The organism is Bradyrhizobium cosmicum (assembly GCF_032290525.1).
GTDB lineage: Bacteria > Pseudomonadota > Alphaproteobacteria > Rhizobiales > Xanthobacteraceae > Bradyrhizobium > Bradyrhizobium cosmicum_A.
This window is the reverse complement of record NZ_JASXTA010000024.1, coordinates 17,099-38,331: the sequence shown is the minus strand read 5'-3', so window position 1 is coordinate 38,331 and position 21,233 is coordinate 17,099. Positions and strand designations below refer to the sequence as shown.

Below are 21,233 nucleotides of genomic sequence, written 5' to 3'. Positions count from 1 at the left end.
CGGCATCCTCAACACCAACATATGAACGCAATATCCCGAGCGCTTCGGCGCATTGTTCTGTACCATCCCGCTGATCGACATGCGCCGCTGCATCAAACTGCTCGTGGGGGCGAGCTGGCTCGCCGAATATGGCGATCCCGACAACGCTGAGGATTCGAAGTGGCTGAAGACCTATTCTGCCTATCATGGCGCAAGACCCGGGCAGTCCTATCCACCGATCCTGATGGCCACCAGGCGGCGTGACGATCGCGTCCATCCCGGACATGCGCGCAAAATGGCAGCGAAGCTGCACGCGTGGGCTATGAGGCTTGTCTCTATGAGGATGCGCTGGCGGCCACGGCTGTTGCAAGGACAACAGCGAGCACGCCGGCTTACTTGGTGCTTAGCGTGCGTTTGCTGAAGAGCAGGATCGGCCGGCTGGCTGCCGAGACGTCGACGATGTAGTGTAGTTCTTGGGCGGCAGTTCGTGCGATGTCGACCGAGGCGGCTGCCGCTTGTAGATTTGAAGGCATCCACACCCGCACGACCTATTTGAGGTGCCAACCCACGTTTGGACGAACGTCAAATTCGCGGCCGTCGGAACCCTGGCCACGAGGCGGTTCTCTTCACCTGCCTGACAACGCCGTCCCGAATATCACGTAGGAGCCGGCGTGATCTTCCCCGGCATAGGTCGGTAACTGGACTGCTTCTCCTCTGCATCTACGAAGGCTCGCCGCATCAAGTTGTCCGTCAAAGCGTCCGGAAAGTCTTATGCGGATTGTGCTTTGCGCAGGCGTCACGTTTTCAACGACAAGATCAACTTTCAGCGACGCCACCCGCCCTGCTTTTTGCCAGGGCATAGGTGAAGCAGTGAAGCAGTGAAGCAGTGAAGCAGTGAAGCAGCCTCCCCGTCGTCAACACAACGCTGCCAGCGCTCTTGTGATCGCAATGTCTGTCAGCTTTCGAACATGAGTTGTAAAACTCACATTCGAGCGGGCGTTACCTAACTACTTGACGCAAACCGCAAAAGTCATTTGTGGCACGCATGGCACGCCAGTTGCTCTTAACGTTTCTGAAACCACTCTGAGGATGCTTGCTGGAATGGTTCGGCTTGCGAATAGAATTGGAAAAATGAGTACTTCAGCGCAACACCAGGTATCCTGCGGCGGCGAGGTCAGCGAGACCATGCAAGCGGTCACTGAGCACAAGGGCTGCGGTACCATCGGCGGCAGCGGGAAGGCGAGCTGCGGATCTCAGACCGGCATCGGCAATCTGCCAAATGAGATCTGGGAAAAGGTGAAGAACCATCCCTGCTACAGCGAGGAGGCGCACCACCATTATGCCCGTATGCATGTCGCGGTCGCACCCGCCTGCAATATCCAGTGCAATTACTGCAATCGAAAATACGATTGCGCCAACGAATCGCGCCCCGGCATTGTCAGCGAGAAGTTGACGCCGGAGCAGGCCGCCAAGAAGGTGCTGGCGGTCGCTTCCGCGATCCCTCAAATGAGCGTGGTCGGCGTTGCCGGCCCTGGTGACCCACTAGCGAATCCGGACAAGACATTCAAGACGTTCGAACTTGTGAACAAGCTCGCGCCAGGTATCAAGCTGTGCCTCTCGACGAACGGTCTTGCGCTAGCCGATCATGTCGATACGATCGCAAAACTCAAGGTCGATCACGTGACGATCACGATCAACATGATCGATCCCGAAATTGGTGCGAAGATCTATCCTTGGATCTTTTACCGCCATAAGCGCTACACCGGCGTTGAAGCTGCAAACATCCTTAGCAATCGGCAGCTCCAGGGCGTGGAGATGCTCACGGCGCGGGGCATCCTTTGTAAAGTCAACTCGGTGATGATTCCCGGGATTAACGATCAGCATCTGGTTGAGGTGAACAAGGCTGTGAAGTCGCGCGGGGCCTTCCTGCATAACGTGATGCCGCTGATATCGTCGCCCGAGCACGGAACCGTGTTCGGTCTCAGGGGGCAACGCGGCCCGACCGCACAGGAAGTGGCAGCGTTGCAAAATAGCTGCGAAAGCAAGATGAACATGATGCGTCATTGTCGCCAGTGCCGCGCCGACGCCGTTGGACTGCTCGGAGAGGACCGAGGCTCGGAGTTCACCATGGAAAAGATCATGGCGATGGACATCAAATACGACGAGCAGCCCCGAAAGGCGTATCAGGCCGAAGTCGAGAAAGCGCGCATCACAAAGCTTGCGGCTAAGCAGGAGGAGCTCGCGGAGCTCGCCAGCGTTTCCAGCGAAATCAAAGTGCTGGTGGCGGTTGCAACCAAGGGCTCGGGATTGATCAACCAGCACTTCGGTCACGCCAAGGAGTTCCAGATCTACGAGCTCTCAACTTCAGGCGCGAAATTCGTTGGTCATCGTCCTATCCATCCCTATTGCCAGGGCGGCCATGGCGAGGACAGCAAGCTCGAAATCGCCATCGGCGCCATCAAGGATTGCCACGCCGTATTCGTGTCAAAGATCGGCGGTTGCCCGAAGGCCGAATTGATCAAGGCCGGCATCGAGCCCGTCGATCAGTACGCCTGCGAGTTCATCGATGCCTCGGCGATCGCCTGGTTCAAACTCTATCTAGATAAAGTCAATGAGGGAAGATCAAGCAGGTTGAGCGGGTCGATCCGGCCCACCACAATGCGCTGATTTCCGCTGCCTGAAGGATGGGTTCAGACAATGCCGTTCAAGATCATCGCCTCGCAATGCACAGGCTGTTCAGCGTGCGAAACGCAATGCCCAAATCTTGCTATTTCCGAAGTAGCCGGCGCTTTCCAGATCGATTCGGAGCAATGCACCGAGTGCGACGGCTACTTTGACGAACCGCAATGCGTGGCGGTTTGTCCGGTTGACAACACATGCGTGCTCGACCCAGCACTGCCACGCCATCGGGCGCCCTCTTGAGGACCACAACATGGATGTCACCACGTCACGAACGGTTCAGAAACTCGGGCGGATGATGCGTCGCATTGACGAGGCGTTGACCGCCGCTGTCGCCGTCCCATACCGGGTGGACGGCTTGCCCTGGTCGCAGACTTTTTCGCCAGTTGGCGAGCCATATTCTGGCGACGCGAACGTCGAGGGCAACGCGTTAAGCTATTCCCGCCGGCCCGAAGGCTGCGGTCTTGAGCGTCGAGGATCGATTTCGCCGATGGGGCCACCAAGAGCGGACCGGTCTTCCGCGATATCAATCCAGTCACCTGCGGCCATCCTTGAACAGGCGACATTCATGCGAGAGGCCTTCTTCAGTCGGTCATCCGAGCGAAACGAGCGCGCCCTCACCGAGCTCTGTGTTGGTCGCACGCTGTCGGGCCGGCCGAGCATCATTGCAGGGCGGCAGGGTTATCCTATCACCTCGATGATGACGCAGAAAATCAAACTGCGCCCAGTCAAGGCGTTCGTGATGGAATATGAGTTTGCTGCCGACCGGCGCGGTCGTGCCACCAGCCCGAATTCGGCTGCTATGAGCGCACCTCGCGTGGGTCTTGCTATTCTCGCTCAAGGCTTGTTGGCCACTTGGAGATGCGTCTTCGGCAGTCCAGGCAGGACGGCGGTTGTCGAGAGACTGCTGGGGCGCAGTCCCGTGCTCAAGATTGGCGCCAAGGTTTGTGAGGCACGCTCGATCGGATGGGCGGGACCATGATTGATGTCATCCACGATGCCCTCAGTTGCCGGGGCAATCAGGTCGATTGTGCCGGCTGCGCGTGTCGCGCTGAACCGCACTTCTTGCTGCCGGCTCAAGCTCGTTGTGTGTCAACCACGGGCTCGCGTGCAGCATCGGCGGCTTCCTCAACATCCATCGTGGGCTCTCGGATCGCTATCTCAAGCATCCGTTTTGGGGTGCCGGGCGTTGATGTTGACGCATCGTCATCTCCGTCAGCTCATCCAATACGTGGTCGCAAGCCGCGCCTCGGTGCGGGAATCGACGGGTTGATCGAGGATCATGATAGGGCGGTCCGTAACGCCGGGCGCTCGCGAAGCGCGGCACAGTTGAAGCATGGAACGGGAACGGCAGCATGAGTAACATCGCCCGTGATAGTGACATCGTCGAGTTGACGGACGTGCCCTTCTTTGATTATGGCGACAAGGTGCGGGCCAACCGCACCATCCGCAACGACGGCACCTATGTGGGCAAGGAGATCGGTGAGGTTCTGGTCAAGAAAGGCGAGCTTGGCTATGTCGTCTCGATCGGTACGTTCCTTCAACAATTTTATATTTATGGGGTCGAATTCCTCGAATCCGGCTATCGCGTCGGCATGAAACGCAAAGAGCTTGATCTCGTCACGCGAAGCCACAGAGGCGAGGAGCCTTGCGTGTCAGGATGGGCACCCTGATGATCGAACCAAGGTTGCCAAAATACCGCTCAGGCCAACGTGTCGAGGCGGCAATCGATCTGCTCAACGACGGTTCCTTTCCCGACGCCTCGGCGGAAGAGTGTCTGGTCAGCGTCGGACACATTGGTGAGATCGTCCAGGTCGGTCACCACACGGAAGCGAACCTACCCATCTATATGGTCGAGTTCGGCGAGCAGTTGGTGGTTGGCTGCCTGGAGGCAGAGATCTCCGCAGTCCAAGACATCGCGCAATGAACGCCGCCATCATCAGACAACATCATTCCGGATTGCCTGCGCATCCCAACGAGCTCGACCGGTGGCGGATCGTGCGCGCGCTGACGAGGCGCGAGCGCTACCGATATGTCTCGCCAAAGGTGACACCGGTTGCTGGCGGCTATCTTGTCGAGAGCCGGTGCTGCTCAGGCAATATCGATGCGAAGGGAGGCATCGTCGATGTCGCGCTGTTGCACCACGATAAGACTGGGGCGGCATGGCAGCTGTTCCGCAAAGATCACGGCAAGGGCGTCTGGGAGTGGCATTCGACCCATCAACGGCTTGGCTTGGCGACAGCGGTTCTGAACGCCGATCCTGAACGTTTGTTCTGGCAATAAGGATTTTGGAGATGGTGCTCGCCGCAGGCGAATTGACGAACATCGAGCAGACGCTCGCCGCTATTGATACAGCGTCTGAGCCCTGCCTCACGCTCCGGCAGAAATTTCCACATCTCGCCTGGATTTGGTGCGAGGCCTCTGACATGACGCAGAGTCCGTTCCGCCGCGTTGGACAGTTCGACCTGCATCTGCTCGACAGTGGCGGCCAGTGTGCACAGATTACGAATGATCCGCAGCGTGCCACCGGCATTGTGCTGGCCAAGCGGTCTGGCAACTCATGATCAAGTAAGCGCCTGCCGGTGCCAAGCTCACCCAGGACGGCTAGGCCCGCGGGTCGTTTACCATGCGGTGTGACCAGCCCGGGGCGTATCACGACGCTCGTTCGTCGGCTCCATGAGACGGGGGCAGGCGATCGTTCCTCGCAGCGGATTTGCCTGGGTATCTCAACGTTGCTAATTAGGTCACGAATACTGCGGCAGAACAATTAGGACGGGCGAGCCGTGCGCTCGATGCACCGACGAGGATCTGGTATCGCAAGATTGGCTTTGTGAGAACTTTCACATAAAGCCGCTTTCCTTCGGAAATAGGACAAGACGTTTGTTCTTTGCGCGGTAACGCCGTGCACTCGCCGTGAAGGCCGGTTGATGATGCGCGCGCAAGTGAGGCAGTGCGAGTGTCCCGGCCGATCCAGTGCTACTCCATCAATACGGGCGCCTGGTATCATTCTACGAAATGTCCTAGTGAGCTGAGGTCGGAGCATTCAAGCAAGAAGCGCTTTTGAGTTGTCTTTCGAAGACGCATCGAGCGTCCCGTCTCCGTGGCTTGCTTCCAGGTTGAAGCTGGATGACGTGCATGTCGAAAATCGGGTTTGTCGCGCAGATAAAAATGGAGGGAGGACAAATTCGCGTGTAGTTCCAGTTCTTATCTCGAAGAGAACCCGCTTAATAGTTGTCGATCACCATTGGTATGGTAATGAGATGCAGTTGCGTCTACGCCAAAAACAAGGCGCTACAGGCAAATGTGCAAAGCGAAATCGGAGAACATCACGTGGCAAAAACCACCAAGCGCAAAGAGTATAGTAAGGATGACGTCAAGCTGCTCAAAGGGCACTCAAAGGCCCGCACCCCTGTAGCTAGTGACCTGCCCCTGCAAATTTCCTCCACGGGGAGTTAGAGTCCGGCCTTCTCAAGGACGGACAGATGAAGCGAGCCAGTTTACTGAGGAACAGATTATCGGCGTGCTGCGGGAACATGAGGCTGGTGCGAAGACCGCCGATCTCGCGCGCAAGCACGGCGTCTCGGAAGCCACGCTGTATAATTGGAAGGCCAAATATGGCGGCATGGACGTTTCCGAGGCCAAGCGGCTGAAGCAGCTTGAGGAGGAGAATGCCAAGCTGAAGAAGCTCCTGGCCGAACAGATGCTGGATGCTGCAGCACTTCGCGAGTTGCTTTCAAAAAAATGGTAGGGCCCGCCGCCCAGCGCGAGGCTGTCGCGCATCTGCAGGCCGAACTCGGCGTGTCGGAACGGCGGGCCTGCTCGATCATCAGCGCCGACCGCAAGATGATCCGATACCGCTCGTGTCGGCGGCCGGATACCGAACTGCGCATCGAGTTGCGTGAGCTCGCGCATGCGCGCAGGCGGTTCGGCTACCGGCGGCTGTTCGTGCTGCTGCGGCAGCGCGGCGAGCCGTCCGGGATCAACCGGATCTACCGGCTGTATCGCGAGGAGGGCCTGACCGTACGCAAGCGGCGCGCCCGCCGCCGCGCTGTGGGCGTACGGGCTCCAATCCTGGTCGAGGCCAGGCCGAATGCCCGCTGGTCGCTGGACTTTGTCCATGACCAGTTCGCGTGCGGTCGGCGTTTCCGGATCCTGAACGTCGTCGACGACGTCACCCGGGAATGCCTGGCGGCGATCCCCGATAGCTCGATCTCGGGACGCCGAGTGGCGCGCGAACTGACCGCGCTGATCGAACAGCGCGGCAAGCCCGGCATGATTGGTTCCGACAATGGCACCGAGTTTACCTCGAACGCCATGTTGGCGTGGGCCGAGCAGCACATCATCGATTGGCACTTCATTGCGCCGGGCAAGCCGATGCAGAACGGGTTCTGCGAAAGCTTTAATGGCCGAATGCGCGACGAGCTTCTCAATGAAACCCTGTTTCTCAGCCTTGATCACGCCCGCAGCCGCATTGCCGAATGGGCCGACGATTATAACCGCCAGCGCCCACATTCGGCGCTGGGCTATCTCACCCCGGCGGCCTACGCCGCCTCCCTCACCGCAACATGCGATCGGCTGCGCAACCCCGACCAGCTCCGCCGATCGCATGTTGCTCCACCCGCGCCTCGTGGCGTAAACTGACCTGCCCCCGCCAAATTAGGCCAGTTTGAACTGGAATTTTCCACTTATGATCCCCTGAGGGGGAGAGGAGAATTCCATGAAGGCATCGAAGTTTTCAGAGGCGCAGATTGCATTCGTGCTGAAGCAGGCTGAAGACGGCTCGGCGGTGGCCGAGGTCTGCCGCAAGGCCGGGATCAGCGAGGCAACCTTCTACAACTGGCGGAAGAAGTATGCAGGCTTGATGCCCTCGGAGATGAAGCGGCTGCGTCAGCTTGAGGAAGAGAACGGGAAGCTGAAGCGGATTGTCGCCGACCTGTCGTTGGACAAGGCCATGCTTCAGGATGTGCTCTCAAAAAAGCTCTGAGGCCTGGCCGCAAGCGCGAGCTTGTCGACAAGGTGCGAAGTGACTGGAAGGTGTCAGTCAGGCGGGCCTGCTCCACGCTTCGAGTTGATCGCGCTCTTTACGTCTACAAGTCGAAGCGCGGCGACCAGGCCGCTCTCAAACACCGGATCAAGGACATCTGCGCGACGCGGGTGAGATACGGCTATCGGCGCATTCATGTGCTGCTGCAACGGGAGGGCTGGGCCGTTAACGTCAAACGGGTCTATCGCCTGTACCGGGAATTGAGCCTGCAATTACGCAACAAAACGCCCAAGCGCCGCGTCAAGGCCAAGCTGCGAGAAGATCGAACCGATGCCAAACAGATCAACGAGACCTGGGCCATGGACTTCGTTCACGACCAACTGGCCACCGGCCGCAAACTCCGCGTGCTGACGATTGTCGACATCTTCAGCCGCTTCTCGCCGGCGGTCGATCCGCGGTTCAGCTATCCAGGCGAGGACGTTGTGCTGACTCTGGAGCGCATCTGCAAAACCGTCGGTTACCCGAAGAGCATTCGCGTGGATCAGGGATCGGAGTTCATCTCCCGCGATCTCGACATCTGGGCTTATCAAAGAGGCGTTGTGCTCGACTTCTCACGTCCCGGCAAGCCGACGGACAATAGCTTCATCGAATCCTTCAACGGCAAGTTCAGAACCGAATGCCTGAACATGCACTGGTTCCTGAGCCTTGACGACGCCCGGCAGAAAATGGAGGATTGGCGTAGAGACTACAACGAAGTCCGGCCCCATAGCGCGATCGGCAACAAGGCGCCGATATCGCTGTTGAATGGCTCATCGGCGCCCCCGCCGGCATGAGCTAAACCCCGGAAAATTCCAGCATCAGCTGGCCTAGTTTTGGGGAGCACTTCAAAACAAGCCGAGACTCTAATTGCCGCTGGATGAAAGTTCGGGGGCAGGTCACTAGGGTTTCAAAGCTGATGAAGCGATCCGAGGGGTCTCTACGACAGAAAGCGCGTACCTTGGGGATTGGCTTGGGTCACCAGCGCTGAGATATGATTCAATTTTCGGAAATTGACCGGCGTGATCGTGCCGGCCAGGCGGCTTACGACCGCCGGGCCAGCTGATCGTTCCAGGTCCTTCCGTCCGAGGGTTAGCTCGCGCGATGAACGAGCTGACTGGTCTGCCGATAGACCGGCCCACTTGGCCTAGACCTCATCGGTTGTCATGGTTTCAATCAGCGACTGATAAAGGCGCGTCTGTGGATATAGATCTACCACCCGGAAATGCGGTCCGCGAGCGTGCCTGCGGATCATCAGCTCGGCCGGCAGACGTCATTCGGCGCTAAGCTGTCTCTCGCCGCTAGGGTCTGAACCTAAATAGCGCCACGTGATTCTCTTGCCTCCGTGTTCGGGGGCGAGAGAATGCGCGCGGGGGCGTTTTGGTTGAATGACAGGCAATGGGCTCGTATCGAACCTCATCTGCCGACGGGACTGACGGGGCCGGATCGGGACGACGATCGGCGCATCATCAGCGGTATTGTTTACATGCTGCAATCGGGTGCGCGATGGCGTGATTGTCCGCGCGAATACGGTCCTTACAGGATGATCTACGATCGCTTCAATCGCTGGGCCAAGCGCGAACGATGGTGCGCAATCTTTCAAGCACTGCTCAAACCAGGAAGATGCCGTCGTGCTGTCGCTCGACTCGACTTCGATCAAAGCTCATCGGTGTGGCTCCGGCGGAAAAGGGGGGAGCACAATCAGGCAATCGGCCGCTCGCGGGGAGGCCGTACGACAAAAATCCATGCGCTGAGCGATCCGCTCTGCCGACCGGTCGTCCTGCATCTGACCCCAGGTCAGGATGCCGACATCGCTGCCGCGCCCGATGTTCTGGCGCTCGCACCGCCCATGAGCGCGCTTCTCGCTGATAAAGGGTACGACGGGGAAAACCTTCGGCCAAAATCGCTGGTCGCGGCGCCAAGCCCGTCATTCCCAATAAATCCAACCGTGTCGTCATTCATCGTTTCAACAGACGCGCCTACGGAGGCCGAAATGTCATCGAACGCTACTTTTGGCGGCTCAAGGACTTCCGCCGCATCGCCACATGATACGACAAGCTCGCCCGGAATTTCTTGGCCGCTGTTCAGCTCGCCGCTCTTTGAGTCTGTACCCTAGTTTGCTGTAAGCGCGGCGTGGACCGTGAAATCCTCTTGCAGCTGTTGGCGGTAGCCCACCGCAAGTCTCCGGGGCGCCGCGCGCATTGCCAAAAAGGAATTGCCTTCAACCCGGATCAAGTCCGTGGGGCAAGGTCCGGATGCGTCAGCCCCTCGATCCTTGTCCGCTTTCTGACAGCGGTGCACAAAGCTGTGAGATTCGAAACACCGTTCGCCGTTTGCGTATCGCGAACTGTTTCAAAGCACAATCAGGCGCTTAGTGCGCGCGAGGAGCGCTGGCACGGCCCTTGCTGTATCTCGCGTAGGGCAATAGGCGCCAATCGGTGCGATGCTCAAATCCAAATGGAGAAAAGTGAATGCGTAAACTAACAATCGGCGTCCTCGCGCTGTTCATTTCAAACACTACCGCGTTCGCCGGCTCCGGGGCCATCGCGTACTCCAAACCAGATGACGTGGTCGGTGTCTCGCACGGGTGTAGATCACAAAGGGGCGCTAAACGATGGGCCCTGCTCGACTGTCGCCGCAACGGCGGCTCGGATTGCCAAATCGAAGCTTACGAAAACAACGCTTGCGCCGCCGTTGCCATAGGCAATGGACGCGCGCTGGGACGTGCGTGGTGGTCCCACCCATTTGGTGAATTTGAAGAGGAGCTATCGCAGCAAGGCGCGGTGGCCAGATGCAATGAGACCGGCGACGAGGACTGCAAAGTGCGGGCCTGGGTTTGCCACTAAGGCCCCTCAGTAAGCCAAGGCCCTAAGGAAGGAGGTCAGGCGAACCCAAATTCGCAGCAGACATATCCAGCCGAACCCCGCGACTGAAGAGAGTTCTGTGCGTCAAGTTCAGCAAAATCGATCATGGGATTCGGCCGAGCCATCCCCTCGGAGCCGCCGTCGCTCGCCTCACCCAGAAGCGCAGCGGGCGAGCGACGGCGGCGGAGAGGGGTGGCGTCCATCCCTTTGGTGGGCCCGAGCATCGTCAGGCCGCCTGGCGTATCGCCTCCTTCTTGTGGTCCTTCAACAGATCCATGTTCAGATGGCGACGGTCCTCGAGCCAAGGCTCATGGCCTTCGACGGTCAACGCACGGACGAGCCGTAGACAGCTCTCGCCATTGGGGAAGATACGCACAAATAGGTGCGTCGCCTGATCTCCTCGTTGAGCCGCTCCAGCATATCTGTCGACTTCATGTGCTTGCGGTGTGCCAGCGGCAGGCGGAAGTGGGTGTCCGCCATCCATCGCCGTCCCGCGCCACAGCCCAGATCCGACGCTCCTGCTGTCTCCACGCCCGACGATCTCTCGGCCTAGCTGCACCGCTGCCGCGCGCTTGGCCCCAGGATGCCGAAGATCCGCATTGCCAGGCGGTCTGGGAGGAGAACCGCGCGCGCTTCTTCGGCAGGCCGGCCCGGCCCGTGCCGCAACAGGCCGCGCCGGCCACACCGTCGACGACGAACGCTGTGGAGGGAGATAACGACGAACAACGTCGGCGTCATCGACACCTTCCTCAACACCTTCACCACCTATATCGATTCAGGCTTCGGTCTGATCCAAGGCGAGATCACTTCTCTCGCCTCGACGCTGATCGTCATCGACATCACCTTGGTCGGCCTGTTCTGGCCGTAGGGCGCCGACGAAGGCATCCTCCAGCAGCTGGTGAAGAAGACGCTCTACATCGGATTATTCGCCTTCAACACTTTCTCGGGCGTCATCTTCAATAGCTTCGCCGGGCTTGGCCTGAAGGCCGGCGGCTCCTCCATCTCGACAGCCGATTTCCTGCGGCCCGGCCGGCTCGCGCAGGTCGGCCTCGACGCGGGGCACCCACTGCTGGACGCCGCAAGCCAGATGATGGGCTTCACCAGCTTCTTTGCGAACTTCGTCCAGGTTGCGGTGGCGATGGTCTCCTGGCTCCTGGTCCTGATCGCCTTCTGCATTCTGGCGGTGCAGCTATTCGTCACGCTGATCGAGTTCAAGCTGACAACGCTCGCCGGCTTCATCCTCATTCCGTTTGCCGTCTCCAACAAGACTGCCTTTCTCGCCGAGAAGGTGCTGGGCAATGTCGTCGCCTCCGGCGTGAGGGTGATGGTGCTCGCTGTCATCGTCGGCATCGGCACCGGACTGTCTCGCAGTTCACCACCACCCATGGCGGCGGCCAGCCGACGATCGAGCAGGCGCTTTCTGTCGTGCTCGCCGCACTCGCCATGCTGGCCCCTGCGCCCGGGATGGCTAACGGTCTGTTCTCCGGCGCGCCGCAGCTTGACGCGGGCGCTGCTGTCGGAACCAGCCGTCGCCGTCGCCGTCGCCGTCGCCGGCACGGCGATGGCGGGCGGCGCTTCGCTCGCTCTCGAAGGGCGAGCGATGGCGGCGGCCTCGGGTGCGGCGGCCGCCGCGCGTGGTGGTGCTTCGATGGCGGGAGGCGTGTCCTCCCCCTACAGCCTCGCCTCGGCCGGTCGGTCCAGCGCGGGCCGCGTTGCGTCCGGCTTTAGCGGCCCGGGCCGTGCGGCGGCCAGCGCTGTCGCCGCACCCGTCAGGCGGCCGCCGAGCAAGCAACCGGGGCAATGCAGGAGAGCTTCGCCTCAGGCGCCCGCGCCAGTTTCGCCAACACGGGTGGCTCCTCGACTATGGGAGTCGTTGAGGGTGGCGAGGCCGCAAGAGGGAGCCGCTTCCCAAGGAGCGAGCGAGGTTTGCCCGCCTGGGTCCAGCGCATGAAACGCAATGAGGCGGTTGTTCACGGCGCGCAGTCCGCCGCGCAAGCCCTCAAATCCGGCGATAGCCAGCGGCGGCCACTCCGTCGACCTCTCGGGAGGAGAATAACGAATGTCAGTCTTTCGGCGATCGTCGGTCCGCTACGGCCGCACGCCCGAACCCGCAACTCCGTACCAGCGCGCGGCGCAGGTTTGGAATGAGCGCATCGGCTCGGCCCGCGTGCAAGCCAAGAACTGGCGGCTGATGGCCTTCGGTTCGCTGATCGTGGCTTGCGGCCTCGTCGGCGGGCTCGTCTGGCAGTCCACGCACGGCACTGTCGTTCCCTAGGTGTAGAGGTTGACAAGCTCGGCGAGGCGCAAGCCATGGCGCCGGCTGCGGCCGACTGGTGATGAACCGGCGGACGGACTGAAAGCACGGATCGAATTCCAAACGCGTGCGGGCGTAGTCGATGAGGGTATCCTTGCCCGCCCCACTGGGACCAGCGACGAGAACCATGTGCCCGCGAGCGGAGGTCATGATCTCATACCGCCTCCTTGAGGAGGCTGCGGCTCCTCAAGGTAAATTGCGACCGGACGACAAAGTCGGCGCCGGAATGTATCTGAACAAAGAGGGAAAGAGCATCGATGCTGTATTCTTTGGAGAGCAAGGTCCCGAAGACCGTATCCAACTCCCGCCGCACTTCAGGCTGGCTCTCGGCGGGAACGAAATCGGTCAGGGTCATGTGGAAGCGGAAGTGATCGAAAACGTACGGGTAGCCCCATCGCACAAGATGGGTCGTCTCGATCTCGTTGAGCGGACTGCATAAACGCCGTTGAAACTCGCCCTGGCTCAGCGGCGCTCGAAAACGGTCGAACTCTTCGACGATACACACGAGGCAAGGCCCTGCAAAGTGAGAGTCGGATTCACAGGAACCAGCGCAAAAGAAGCCCCCCAGTAGATCGATTTTCAGGGGACCGATCGGGCATGAAGGCCAAGCTGTCACGAACGCGCGGAGCGCTCGCTCCAATTCCTCGACGGAATACCCCCCTTCAGCCGGAACGGCGCCTTGAGCGTCGCGTGGAAGCCGGAGCGGCGGGGCGCAGTGGTAAGAGCACCGCGAATTTGGTTCGTAGTAGCGGCGTCGAGTCCAGCCGACGCCACGGGCGAGCATCCCGCAAAGGCGTCGCGCCCTAGCCACGTTCTCGCGGCTACCGTCAGCGGGTGTTCCGGAGCCGGCGTGTAGTAGATCGCGTAGCGGGGCGCGGACGGTTCGGGCATTATGCGACAGGTTCCGCTGCCGTCATATTGCGCTGAGACTTACGAACGGACGACTGGCCCACTTTGAACAGGCGGTCGGCCACAGCCTCGCGCACTTCCTCATCATGGAAAATGCCGACAATGGCCGCCCCACGGGCCTTAGCCTCGTTGATCAGGTCGACCACGCTCTGGCGGTTGACGGCATCGAGCGAGGCTGTCGGCTCATCGAGAAGCAGGACCGGGTAGTTGACCATGAAGCCTCGTGCGATGTTGACGCGCTGCTGTTCGCCCCCCGAGAAGGTGGCGGGCGCCAGCGACCAGAGTCGCTTGGTGATGTTGAGGCGGGCAAGTAGCGCCTTCGCCTTGGCCTGTGATTCATCTGCCGGAATACCAATGGCGATCGCTGGCTCGGTGACGATGTCGATGGTGGCGACGCGAGGGATGACGCGCAGGAATTGGCTGACATAGCCGATCGTGCGACGCCGCACCTCGACCACTTCCCATGGCTCGGCGCTGACGAGGTCGATAGATTCGTCTCCGTGTTGCACGACGACATGCCCGGCGTCCGGCTTGTAATTGGCATACAGCGAGCGCAGCAACGTCGACTTGCCCGCCCCGGAGGGGCCGTGTAGGCAAACGCACTCTCCAGCGCGTACCTCGAGTGAGATGTCGTCGAAGACGGCGATCTCTGCGCCGCCCTGAGTATGAAGCGTGAAGGTCTTGGAGAGGCCGCTGACGCTGATGAGGATGGTCATGAGTGGCCTTTCCTTAGACCTGCAGGATGGAGGAGACGAGCAGTTGCGTATATGGGTGGTGAGGATCATCGAGGACTTGGTCGGTGAGTCCCTGCTCGATCACACGACCGCACTGCATCACCATCAATCGATCGGCGAGAAGACGCGCAACGCCGATATCGTGGGTGACGACAACGACGGCAATGCCAAGTTCGCGGACAAGGCTGCGCAGCAGGTCAAGCAGCTTTGCCTGAACGGAAACGTCGAGGCCACCGGTCGGCTCGTCCATCAGCACGAGGCGAGGGTGGGTAGCGAGCCCCCGGGCGATCTGCAGCCGCTGCTGCATGCCGCCGGAGAAGATTTCGGGCAGGTCGTCGATGCGCCGACCCTCGATATCGACCTTCTCCAGCCATTCCAGTGCCGTCGCGCGCAAGGAGCCGTAGTGGCGGCCGCCTGCGGCCATTAGAGGCTCGGCGATATTCCCTCCGGCGCTGATATCGAGGCGCAATCCGTCGCGCGGGTTCTGGTGAATGAGTGAAATCGTCGTCGGCAGGAATTGCTCGCGCGAGGCTTCGTCCATCGCCCAGAGATCGACGACGTGGTCGTCAGAGGCGATCAGCACTTTGCCATCATCCGGCTCGATGCGGCCCGCAAGGCAGCGCAGCAGCGTCGACTTGCCCGAGCCGCTCTCTCCGACAATGCCGAGAACCTCGCCCTGACGCAGCGAGAACGATACCGCGCTGCAAGCCGGAACCCGCCCAAAAGTTTTGGACAGATCCTTCACCCCAAGAATTTCCCCCATCCTCGGTTTCATGATGCGGTCCTTTCGTCGCGCCGCTCGGCGCAATAGGCGGTGTCCGAGCAAACAAAGGCCCGGGTGCCGCGATCATCGAGGAGGATCTCGTCGAGATAGCTGTCCTGCGCGCCGCAAATTGAGCAGCATGCCTCGAAGTGCTGCACCGTGAAAGGATGGTCAACGAAATCGAGACTTTTGACCTCGGTGAAAGGTGGGATGGCATGGATACGCCGCTCCCGGCCCGCGCCGAAGAGGGCGAGCGCGCGGCTGCGGTGAAGCTTCGGATTGTCGAATTTCGGGATCGGCGACGGTGAGGCGAGATAGCGTCCATTCACGATAACCGGATAATCAGCCGACATCGCAACGTGGCCAAGCCGAGAAATATCTTCATACAGCCGAACATACATAATGCCGTAGCGGCCGAAAGCGTGGATTTTCCGCGCAACCGCCTCATTCGGAATGAATCGCCGCAACGCTTCGGGCTGCGGTACCTGGAAGATGATGATCTGGTCCTCAGTCAGCGCCCGCTCAGGAACGCGATGACGCGTCTGAATCACCGTTGCTTCCCCCGTACGCTCGGTCGTTGCAACATCGGCGACATGGGCGAAGAAGCGGCGAATCGAGACGGCGTTGGTGGTGTCGTCCGCGCCTTGATCGATTACCTTTAGCACATCGTCCCGGCCAAGGATGCTCGCGGTAACCTGGAGTCCGCCAGTGCCCCACCCCGGGGGAAGCGGCATTTCACGGCTGCCGAACGGCACTTGGTAGCCCGGCACGGCCACCGCCTTCAGGATCGCACGCCGAATCATTCGCTTCGTCATCTCGTCGAGATAGGCAAAACTGTAGACACCGCTGTCGTCGAATGTGAAGTCAGTCTCCACTGAGAGCCTCCGTCATCGTATCTGGCCCGGGAGTGCGTTTTAGGCTGGGGTTTGCATGTCGTTCTGCATAGTCCGCGCACATCTGGCCGAGCAGCTGCATCTCGGCTTGGAAATCGACGTAGTGGGGCAGCTTTAGGTGCTGCACCAACCCGGATGCCGCCACGCTATCGCAGTGCGACAGGACAAATTCGTCGTCTTGTCCCGGGTAAGTAGCCGTCTCGCCCAGTTCGGCGGACCGCAGCGACCTGTCGAGGATGGCCATCGAGAGCGCCTTGCGTTCACTATGGCCAAAGACGAGGCCGTAACCGCGCGTGTAACGAGGCGGCAGCGCACCGTCGCTGGTCGTCAGATGCACGGTTTGACATTCGGTAAGGCAGATCGACCCGATGCCAACAGCTATGTTGAGCTCAGGGATGGTCAGGACAACCGCAACGTCACCGCAGCGTAGTTCCGCAACAAACGGATGGTTACGCCCGTAGCCGCGCATCGTCGAATAGCAGAGGCCCATCAGGAAGCCCTCATCACCGCGGGCCAAGCTCTGCAGCCGCTGGTCTCGTGTGGAGGGAAACTCCACTGGATCGCGGGTGATGTCGGCAACCTCCGACTGCCCGTCAGGCCGGGCGTCCTCGACGATATCGGCCAGCGCGAGGACGCCGCAATCTTTTGTCAAAGCATGAGCCGCTGAATCGGACCCCGGCTCTGCAGCGTCGTCTTCGGCTCCCTTTTCATAACTACTTTCGCCGTCTCCGGCGAGATCCGTAAGATCGTCGCTGCTTGCTCGCAAAAGAGCGATATCAAGGATCCGGTGGGTATAGTCATAAGTCGGCCCGAGCAGTTGGCCGCCCGGCACGTCCTTGTGAGTTGTCGCGATGCGTCGGCGTACCACCATCGCCGCGGGGTCGACCGGTTCGGCGTAGCCGAACCGGGTGAGCGTGGTCCGGAAAGCGCGCAACAGGTAGATCGCCTCGGTGAGGTCGCCCTCGGACTGCTTGATCGCCAGCGCCGCCAAGTCCGGGTCGTAGAGCGAGCCCTCGCTCATCACTCGGTCGACGGCGAGTGACAATTGCTCGCGGATCTGGTCGACGCCGAGGTCGGCAATCGCCGGATTGCCACGGCGGCGCTTGGCGAGGAGACGGTGCGAAGCAGCGATGGCGGCTTCGCCACCCTTGATCGAGGTGATCATGGTTCCTCGGCTTTGGTGGAGCGCGGGAGGCCGACAACGGCGAGGTCGTCGGTGAGAAAGATGTCGACGCCGAGCGGATAGCGAGCGGCATTCTCGCGCCAGGACGGCCAAAACCAGTCCGGCAGGCCACGAGGCGCGAAGCTGGTCGTCGTCTCGATTCCGGGCCCGGAAAGACGCACGACAGGCCCGCCGGCGAGCGAAGGCACTTGGAGCAGAAGCGTCGTCGACCGGTCAGGATAGGTGGCCACACCCGGATGGAAGCTGCCGAATCCCGGCATCCGGCCAACATCACCGACCAGCGCGCAGGTCGCGGTTCTCGGATCACTGACTTGCGGCGCGTTTGTATGGAAATGGAGATAGCGCCGGACCGAATCCCTCGAGAGCGCCGGGTCGAGCCAGATCGAACAATCGGGGTCGATGAGCGTCAACGCGATAGCGGCGAGCGGCCCGCTCATCGGCTGAGGCGGCTCGGCGGGGCCGGGAAACGAAACCGGTGTGCCGGGCCGCGACAGCGCTTTCAGCAGTCGGCGGAAAGCTGAGTGCGCATCGTGAACGGGATCGCGGAATGCAGGCGGGATCAGATCAGCCGTCATTTGCCATTTCTCCTTGGCCCAGCATGAAGAAATCGACCTTGCTCCGTTGGGCCTCGCGTCGGATCGCCCGCTCTGCTTGGCGCACGCAGCGATCAATCGCGGCGATGATCGGGCCGATCGCACCCGCCCCGGTCGCCTGGTCGCGCTGCATCAATCCGTCGAACACGGCGGCGAGTGCCGCGTGGCGCTTGTTGCGGCCGAGCACGTAGGCAATGCCAAGCTCGCCAGTCTCGATCTGGAGCGTACAGCGCGTCACAGTCGCCTCGCCGAGATTGAACACAGTGCCGGTGCGCCCGACGGCCCCCCGCAGCATCGCTGCGCCATATTCGGGACGCCGTATCCACTGGAATTTTGGCCGAGCGATCGCTGCCCAGTGCCGGTCCAGTTCTGCAACCGGTGCTTTGGCAAGCAAGGTCATCCAGTTTTGCCGGCTATATTGGTTTTGCGTCACTGAGATTTTCATGTGTCTCTGACCAGCTCACAGTACCTGACGTCCGGCCGTCCAAACCTCTCGGACGACAGGACCGGCACGGTCGGCTACGCGGATGAGGTCGGCGCGCTTGCCCACAGCGATCTCGCCGCGATCGGGTAGGCCGAAGGTTTCCGCTGGCCGCTGGCTTCCGAGTGCAACGGCCTCAGGAAGCGTTAGCCCCCCGGATTGGCTCGCTAAGTACCAAATGCCGCACAGTATGCTGGCAGGGATGTAATCTGAGCAGATGATGTCAATGAGGCCGTTCTGCGCGAGCTCCCGCACCGAGACGTTCCCAATATGTGAGCGCCCGGCGACGAGATTCGGTCCCCCAACGATGATCGTCATGCCCGCGGTGCGGGCGGCTTTCGCCGCCTCCAGAGTGATTGGAAATTCGGAGATGGCGAGACCGTATCCGACCGCTTGCGTGATATGGGCAACAGTGGTGTCATCGTGGCTAGCGAAAGGTACACCGCGCGCGCGACAGTGTGCGACGAGGCGGCGCCGATTTTCTTCCGTGCAGTCCTCTGTGGTCCCGACGGCGGCAATCGCGGCCTCGATCTCCGCCGCAGGCGTATTTTTGCGACGTTCTAGATGGCGGAAGCGCTTCGGGTCCCGCCGCGGCCCGTCATCCATGATGGTCACGAATCGAAGTTCGGGCTGGTCGGCATATTCAAGGAAAAGTTCAATGAGATCGTGCTCGCGGGCGTCGCAGCGCAGGTGAAGCAGGTGATCAGCCCTAAGCAGGCCGTGACGGCGCGCCTCCCCAAGCCCCTTGAGCATCAGAGGCAGCAGGCGCCGTCGCTCCGGGTTGCCCACCGCCCCAACGATCAGGGAATCGAACACCGTCGTGGTCCCAGCCGCGCAGATCTGAACGTCATGAGCAATCGCAGCACCCAAGGGATCCCAAGTCATGCCGGCGCGCGGGAGGATCTGCTTTTCGAGGTGGTCGGTATGGACGTCAATCAAACCGGGCAGCAGATGATCGCCTTCAAAGTCGAGAGCGCCCCTCGCCTTGCTATTGTCTGTCGAGATATCAGCTATCGCGCCGTCAACGATCTGGACCGTTCCTTTGAAACAGGTCGACCGAGTCACGATCTTGGCGTTGGTCAGGACAAGTTCGCGGGATTGAAGAATGGCTTGTGGAACTTGACTTCGCGTACCGGTCGATTGATCCATCAGAGGAACGCCTCTTTCTTGCTTTTAAACCCGCTTGAGTTCTATCAGCAGTCAAAGGGGCAGTGAGAGACAGCGCGATGACAAATCGTGTGACTTTGATGGACTTGTACAATGTCCTCAATCGAGAGGCGCTGTCCCAATCAACGTTCGACCAGGCCGCTTCAGTTTCGTCGCCAACGTAAATGAGCAGTAAGGCCACGGATGGTTCTTTCCGAAGGTACAAGTGGCGATGTGATTCCAATTCTGTCAATTCAGCTTCATCTGGCCCGCTTAGTCGTAGCATGTCGAGCACAATGCCGGTCCGGGCACCTAATTCGGCGCCGGCCGATCCGCCATCGCTTCAAGGCAAGGTTGTCATGATGAAAATGATGTCTTGGGTAATATCGGCCATCGCTGGCGCGCTCATCGGGGTGACCGCAGCCCATGCCGATCCGGTCACACTGCGGGTCGGCTACGCCTTTCCGGCGCGCGACGGCCTCTTCCGCCAGCCGATTGTCGAGCGGTTCATGCAACAGAACCCCGGGATACGAATCGTCACGGAAGCCAACGCCGCCGACTGTCCGGCCCTGTTGCAGCAACTCCTGAGGGCGGCGGTCACCGGCGATCTGCCAGACGTCGTTGCCTCGCTTTGCTATCCGGATATGCCGGTCCTCGCCGAGCGAGGGCTGCTCGTACCACTCGACAGCTTTCTTGCCGCTGACCCGCTATGGGCCGTGGTCGGTGTGAGGCCAGAGGCGCTCGCCGCGACGCAATGGAAAGGCAAGACGATCGCCCTTCCGGAATCCGTATCGACGAGCATCATTTACTACAACATGGACGTCATTCGTAAGGTGCGTCCGAATCTCTCAAACTTGGATCTTTCTTGGGACGATATCCTGTCGCTCGCCGACAACATCCACACATCAATCCCTGCACTTGTTCCGATTTTCTTTGAATATTATCCCGACAGTTACAATTGGTCGTTCCACGCGCTGTTATATAGCCATGGGGGCGACGTGTTCACACCCGATGGAAAGATCGCCTTCGACGGCGCTGCCGGGCAGGCCGCCTTGCAGTTGATGCGCCGCTTCGGCGAGACTGGCATGGTCGACATGACCACCGAACAGGCACGCCAAGCCTTTGCCTCGGGCAAAATCGGCATTTATGTCGCCTCCAGTTCGCGCCTGGAACAATTGACCGCCAATGCTGGATCTACGCGCGACATCCGCACCGGTCCCTTCCCGCAATCGGCTGCCAACGGCAGGATGCCCTCGGGCGGCAGCGGACTGGCGATCATGACTCGTGATCCAGCGAAACAGCGAGCGGCGTGGGAATACCTGAAATTCGCTCTCGGCGCAGATCCGCAGACGCTGATGGTATCGAAGACCGGATTGACGCCGGTCAACACGATTGCGGTCAATGACCCGAAATACCTTGGCGACTATTACAAATCGAAGCCGAACGCCCTCGCTGGCCTTGCTGGGCTCGCCCGGATAAAGAGCGTGAACGTCTATCCCGGCGACAACGGGCCCCGCATCACCGCCGTGATTCGAGATCACCTGCAAAGTGTCGTTACGCTGAAACAGACGCCGGATGGAGCGCTCGTCGACATGGTCCGCGATGTCCAAAAGCTCTTGCCGAAGCGTTGAATTATCTGTTTGCTTCGGCGCCATTACGGGTGCGAAGGGCGATC

The 21,233-nt window shown here is 60.4% G+C and carries 20 protein-coding genes and 5 pseudogenes; 16 read left to right on the top strand and 9 right to left on the bottom strand.

The window, feature by feature from the left end:
- Positions 1-79: 79 nt before the first annotated feature.
- The 12 genes and pseudogenes from QSV46_RS32265 to QSV46_RS32210 all read left to right on the top strand — a co-directional run bounded on the left by QSV46_RS32265 (position 80) and on the right by QSV46_RS32210 (position 10,524).
- On the top strand, positions 80-400 hold the full coding sequence (locus QSV46_RS32265; protein ID WP_314961106.1) for a prolyl oligopeptidase family serine peptidase: 321 nt from the start codon (positions 80-82) through the stop codon (positions 398-400).
- Between the two features lie 710 nt (positions 401-1,110).
- Positions 1,111-2,660: pseudogene (gene nifB, locus QSV46_RS32260) on the top strand (nitrogenase cofactor biosynthesis protein NifB).
- Between the two features lie 16 nt (positions 2,661-2,676).
- Positions 2,677-2,901 (top strand): 4Fe-4S binding protein, encoded by a 225-nt coding sequence (locus tag QSV46_RS32255; protein ID WP_314961025.1) that lies wholly within the window; start codon positions 2,677-2,679, stop codon positions 2,899-2,901.
- 10 nt (positions 2,902-2,911) lie between these two features.
- A complete protein-coding gene (locus QSV46_RS32250) occupies positions 2,912-3,640 on the top strand; it encodes a hypothetical protein (RefSeq protein WP_314961023.1) in 729 nt (242 codons plus the stop codon).
- A 373-nt stretch (positions 3,641-4,013) separates the two neighbouring features.
- Positions 4,014-4,331 (top strand): nitrogen fixation protein NifZ, encoded by a 318-nt coding sequence (locus QSV46_RS32245; RefSeq protein WP_314961022.1) that lies wholly within the window; start codon positions 4,014-4,016, stop codon positions 4,329-4,331.
- On the top strand, positions 4,331-4,585 hold the full coding sequence (locus QSV46_RS32240; protein WP_314961020.1) for a nitrogen fixation protein NifZ: 255 nt from the start codon (positions 4,331-4,333) through the stop codon (positions 4,583-4,585). Before QSV46_RS32245 ends, QSV46_RS32240 begins: the two co-directional genes overlap by 1 nt.
- A complete protein-coding gene (locus tag QSV46_RS32235) occupies positions 4,582-4,941 on the top strand; it encodes a hypothetical protein (protein WP_283018119.1) in 360 nt (119 codons plus the stop codon). The genes QSV46_RS32240 and QSV46_RS32235 overlap by 4 nt, the downstream gene beginning before the upstream one ends.
- 11 nt (positions 4,942-4,952) lie before the next feature.
- Positions 4,953-5,222 (top strand): hypothetical protein, encoded by a 270-nt coding sequence (locus tag QSV46_RS32230; RefSeq protein WP_314961018.1) that lies wholly within the window; start codon positions 4,953-4,955, stop codon positions 5,220-5,222.
- Positions 5,223-6,169: 947 nt separating this feature from the next.
- A protein-coding gene (locus QSV46_RS32225) for an IS3 family transposase (protein WP_409997237.1) occupies positions 6,170-7,299 on the top strand; the annotation gives its coding sequence in 2 pieces (ribosomal slippage) (positions 6,170-6,392 and positions 6,392-7,299; 1,131 coding nt in all).
- A 76-nt stretch (positions 7,300-7,375) separates the two neighbouring features.
- Positions 7,376-8,475 (top strand): IS3 family transposase gene (locus QSV46_RS32220; protein ID WP_314961017.1). Its coding sequence is split into 2 segments (ribosomal slippage): positions 7,376-7,628 and positions 7,628-8,475, totalling 1,101 coding nucleotides; the frame shifts between segments, so codons are not numbered across the junction.
- A 587-nt stretch (positions 8,476-9,062) separates the two neighbouring features.
- On the top strand, positions 9,063-9,794 hold the full coding sequence (locus QSV46_RS32215; RefSeq protein WP_314961015.1) for an IS5 family transposase: 732 nt from the start codon (positions 9,063-9,065) through the stop codon (positions 9,792-9,794).
- 355 nt (positions 9,795-10,149) lie between these two features.
- The gene (locus tag QSV46_RS32210) at positions 10,150-10,524 is read left to right on the top strand and encodes a DUF4189 domain-containing protein (RefSeq protein ID WP_314961014.1); all 375 of its coding nucleotides are present in this window, start codon (positions 10,150-10,152) and stop codon (positions 10,522-10,524) included.
- Between the two features lie 244 nt (positions 10,525-10,768).
- Here the strand turns inward: QSV46_RS32210 and QSV46_RS32205 are convergent.
- Positions 10,769-11,013 (bottom strand): annotated as a pseudogene (locus QSV46_RS32205) (transposase); the annotation flags it as partial.
- On the opposite strand from QSV46_RS32205, the pseudogene QSV46_RS41490 reads away from it, so the two are divergent.
- From QSV46_RS41490 to QSV46_RS32195, 3 pseudogenes are all read left to right on the top strand, one after another.
- Positions 10,978-11,175 (top strand): annotated as a pseudogene (locus QSV46_RS41490) (hypothetical protein); the annotation flags it as partial. The pseudogenes QSV46_RS32205 and QSV46_RS41490 sit on opposite strands and share 36 nt — an antisense overlap.
- Positions 11,126-12,598 (top strand): annotated as a pseudogene (gene trbL, locus QSV46_RS32200) (P-type conjugative transfer protein TrbL). The pseudogenes QSV46_RS41490 and trbL, both read left to right, overlap by 50 nt.
- 3 nt (positions 12,599-12,601) lie before the next feature.
- Positions 12,602-12,876: pseudogene (locus QSV46_RS32195) on the top strand (VirB8/TrbF family protein); the annotation flags it as partial.
- A gap of 134 nt (positions 12,877-13,010) precedes the next feature.
- Here the strand turns inward: QSV46_RS32195 and QSV46_RS32190 are convergent.
- From QSV46_RS32190 to QSV46_RS32155, 8 genes are all read right to left on the bottom strand, one after another.
- A complete protein-coding gene (locus tag QSV46_RS32190; protein ID WP_314961012.1) occupies positions 13,011-13,640 on the bottom strand; it encodes a DUF1045 domain-containing protein in 630 nt (209 codons plus the stop codon).
- Positions 13,641-13,746: 106 nt separating this feature from the next.
- Positions 13,747-14,481: a phosphonate C-P lyase system protein PhnL gene (gene phnL, locus QSV46_RS32185; RefSeq protein ID WP_314961011.1), complete on the bottom strand. Its 735-nt coding sequence runs from the start codon at positions 14,479-14,481 to the stop codon at positions 13,747-13,749.
- A 13-nt stretch (positions 14,482-14,494) separates the two neighbouring features.
- Positions 14,495-15,262, bottom strand: a complete 768-nt coding sequence (gene phnK / locus QSV46_RS32180) for a phosphonate C-P lyase system protein PhnK (protein WP_314961102.1) — start codon at positions 15,260-15,262, stop codon at positions 14,495-14,497.
- 8 nt (positions 15,263-15,270) lie between these two features.
- Entirely contained in the window at positions 15,271-16,077 is an 807-nt protein-coding gene (locus QSV46_RS32175) for an alpha-D-ribose 1-methylphosphonate 5-phosphate C-P-lyase PhnJ (protein ID WP_314961101.1), read from the bottom strand.
- Between the two features lie 49 nt (positions 16,078-16,126).
- Complete coding sequence (locus tag QSV46_RS32170; RefSeq protein WP_314961010.1) at positions 16,127-17,320, bottom strand: carbon-phosphorus lyase complex subunit PhnI; 1,194 nt, start codon at positions 17,318-17,320, stop codon at positions 16,127-16,129.
- Positions 17,317-17,913: a phosphonate C-P lyase system protein PhnH gene (gene phnH, locus QSV46_RS32165; protein WP_314961008.1), complete on the bottom strand. Its 597-nt coding sequence runs from the start codon at positions 17,911-17,913 to the stop codon at positions 17,317-17,319. Before phnH ends, QSV46_RS32170 begins: the two co-directional genes overlap by 4 nt.
- Positions 17,903-18,376: a phosphonate C-P lyase system protein PhnG gene (phnG, locus tag QSV46_RS32160; protein ID WP_314961006.1), complete on the bottom strand. Its 474-nt coding sequence runs from the start codon at positions 18,374-18,376 to the stop codon at positions 17,903-17,905. Before phnG ends, phnH begins: the two co-directional genes overlap by 11 nt.
- Before the next feature lie 15 nt (positions 18,377-18,391).
- Positions 18,392-19,561 carry an alpha-D-ribose 1-methylphosphonate 5-triphosphate diphosphatase gene (locus tag QSV46_RS32155; RefSeq protein WP_314961004.1) on the bottom strand — a complete coding sequence of 390 codons (1,170 nt, stop codon included), beginning with the start codon at positions 19,559-19,561 and terminating at the stop codon, positions 18,392-18,394.
- A 356-nt stretch (positions 19,562-19,917) separates the two neighbouring features.
- Here QSV46_RS32155 and QSV46_RS32150 point away from each other — a divergent pair, with 356 nt between their 5' ends.
- The gene (locus tag QSV46_RS32150; RefSeq protein WP_314961002.1) at positions 19,918-21,189 is read left to right on the top strand and encodes an extracellular solute-binding protein; all 1,272 of its coding nucleotides are present in this window, start codon (positions 19,918-19,920) and stop codon (positions 21,187-21,189) included.
- The last annotated feature ends 44 nt before the right edge of the window (positions 21,190-21,233 follow it).

Coding starts and splice junctions, on each gene's coding strand:
- phnH (WP_314961008.1), bottom strand. CDS start 17,913: ATGACGGCTGATCTGATCCCGCCTGCATTCCGCGATCCCGTTCACGAT.
- QSV46_RS32235 (WP_283018119.1), top strand. CDS start 4,582: ATGAACGCCGCCATCATCAGACAACATCATTCCGGATTGCCTGCGCAT.
- QSV46_RS32170 (WP_314961010.1), bottom strand. CDS start 17,320: ATGATCACCTCGATCAAGGGTGGCGAAGCCGCCATCGCTGCTTCGCAC.
- QSV46_RS32250 (WP_314961023.1), top strand. CDS start 2,912: ATGGATGTCACCACGTCACGAACGGTTCAGAAACTCGGGCGGATGATG.
- QSV46_RS32245 (WP_314961022.1), top strand. CDS start 4,014: ATGAGTAACATCGCCCGTGATAGTGACATCGTCGAGTTGACGGACGTG.
- QSV46_RS32210 (WP_314961014.1), top strand. CDS start 10,150: ATGCGTAAACTAACAATCGGCGTCCTCGCGCTGTTCATTTCAAACACT.
- QSV46_RS32150 (WP_314961002.1), top strand. CDS start 19,918: ATGATGAAAATGATGTCTTGGGTAATATCGGCCATCGCTGGCGCGCTC.
- QSV46_RS32255 (WP_314961025.1), top strand. CDS start 2,677: ATGCCGTTCAAGATCATCGCCTCGCAATGCACAGGCTGTTCAGCGTGC.
- QSV46_RS32190 (WP_314961012.1), bottom strand. CDS start 13,640: ATGCTCGCCCGTGGCGTCGGCTGGACTCGACGCCGCTACTACGAACCA.
- QSV46_RS32155 (WP_314961004.1), bottom strand. CDS start 19,561: ATGGATCAATCGACCGGTACGCGAAGTCAAGTTCCACAAGCCATTCTT.
- QSV46_RS32265 (WP_314961106.1), top strand. CDS start 80: ATGCGCCGCTGCATCAAACTGCTCGTGGGGGCGAGCTGGCTCGCCGAA.
- QSV46_RS32240 (WP_314961020.1), top strand. CDS start 4,331: ATGATCGAACCAAGGTTGCCAAAATACCGCTCAGGCCAACGTGTCGAG.
- QSV46_RS32230 (WP_314961018.1), top strand. CDS start 4,953: ATGGTGCTCGCCGCAGGCGAATTGACGAACATCGAGCAGACGCTCGCC.
- QSV46_RS32175 (WP_314961101.1), bottom strand. CDS start 16,077: ATGACGAAGCGAATGATTCGGCGTGCGATCCTGAAGGCGGTGGCCGTG.
- phnL (WP_314961011.1), bottom strand. CDS start 14,481: ATGACCATCCTCATCAGCGTCAGCGGCCTCTCCAAGACCTTCACGCTT.
- phnG (WP_314961006.1), bottom strand. CDS start 18,376: ATGAAAATCTCAGTGACGCAAAACCAATATAGCCGGCAAAACTGGATG.
- phnK (WP_314961102.1), bottom strand. CDS start 15,262: ATGGGGGAAATTCTTGGGGTGAAGGATCTGTCCAAAACTTTTGGGCGG.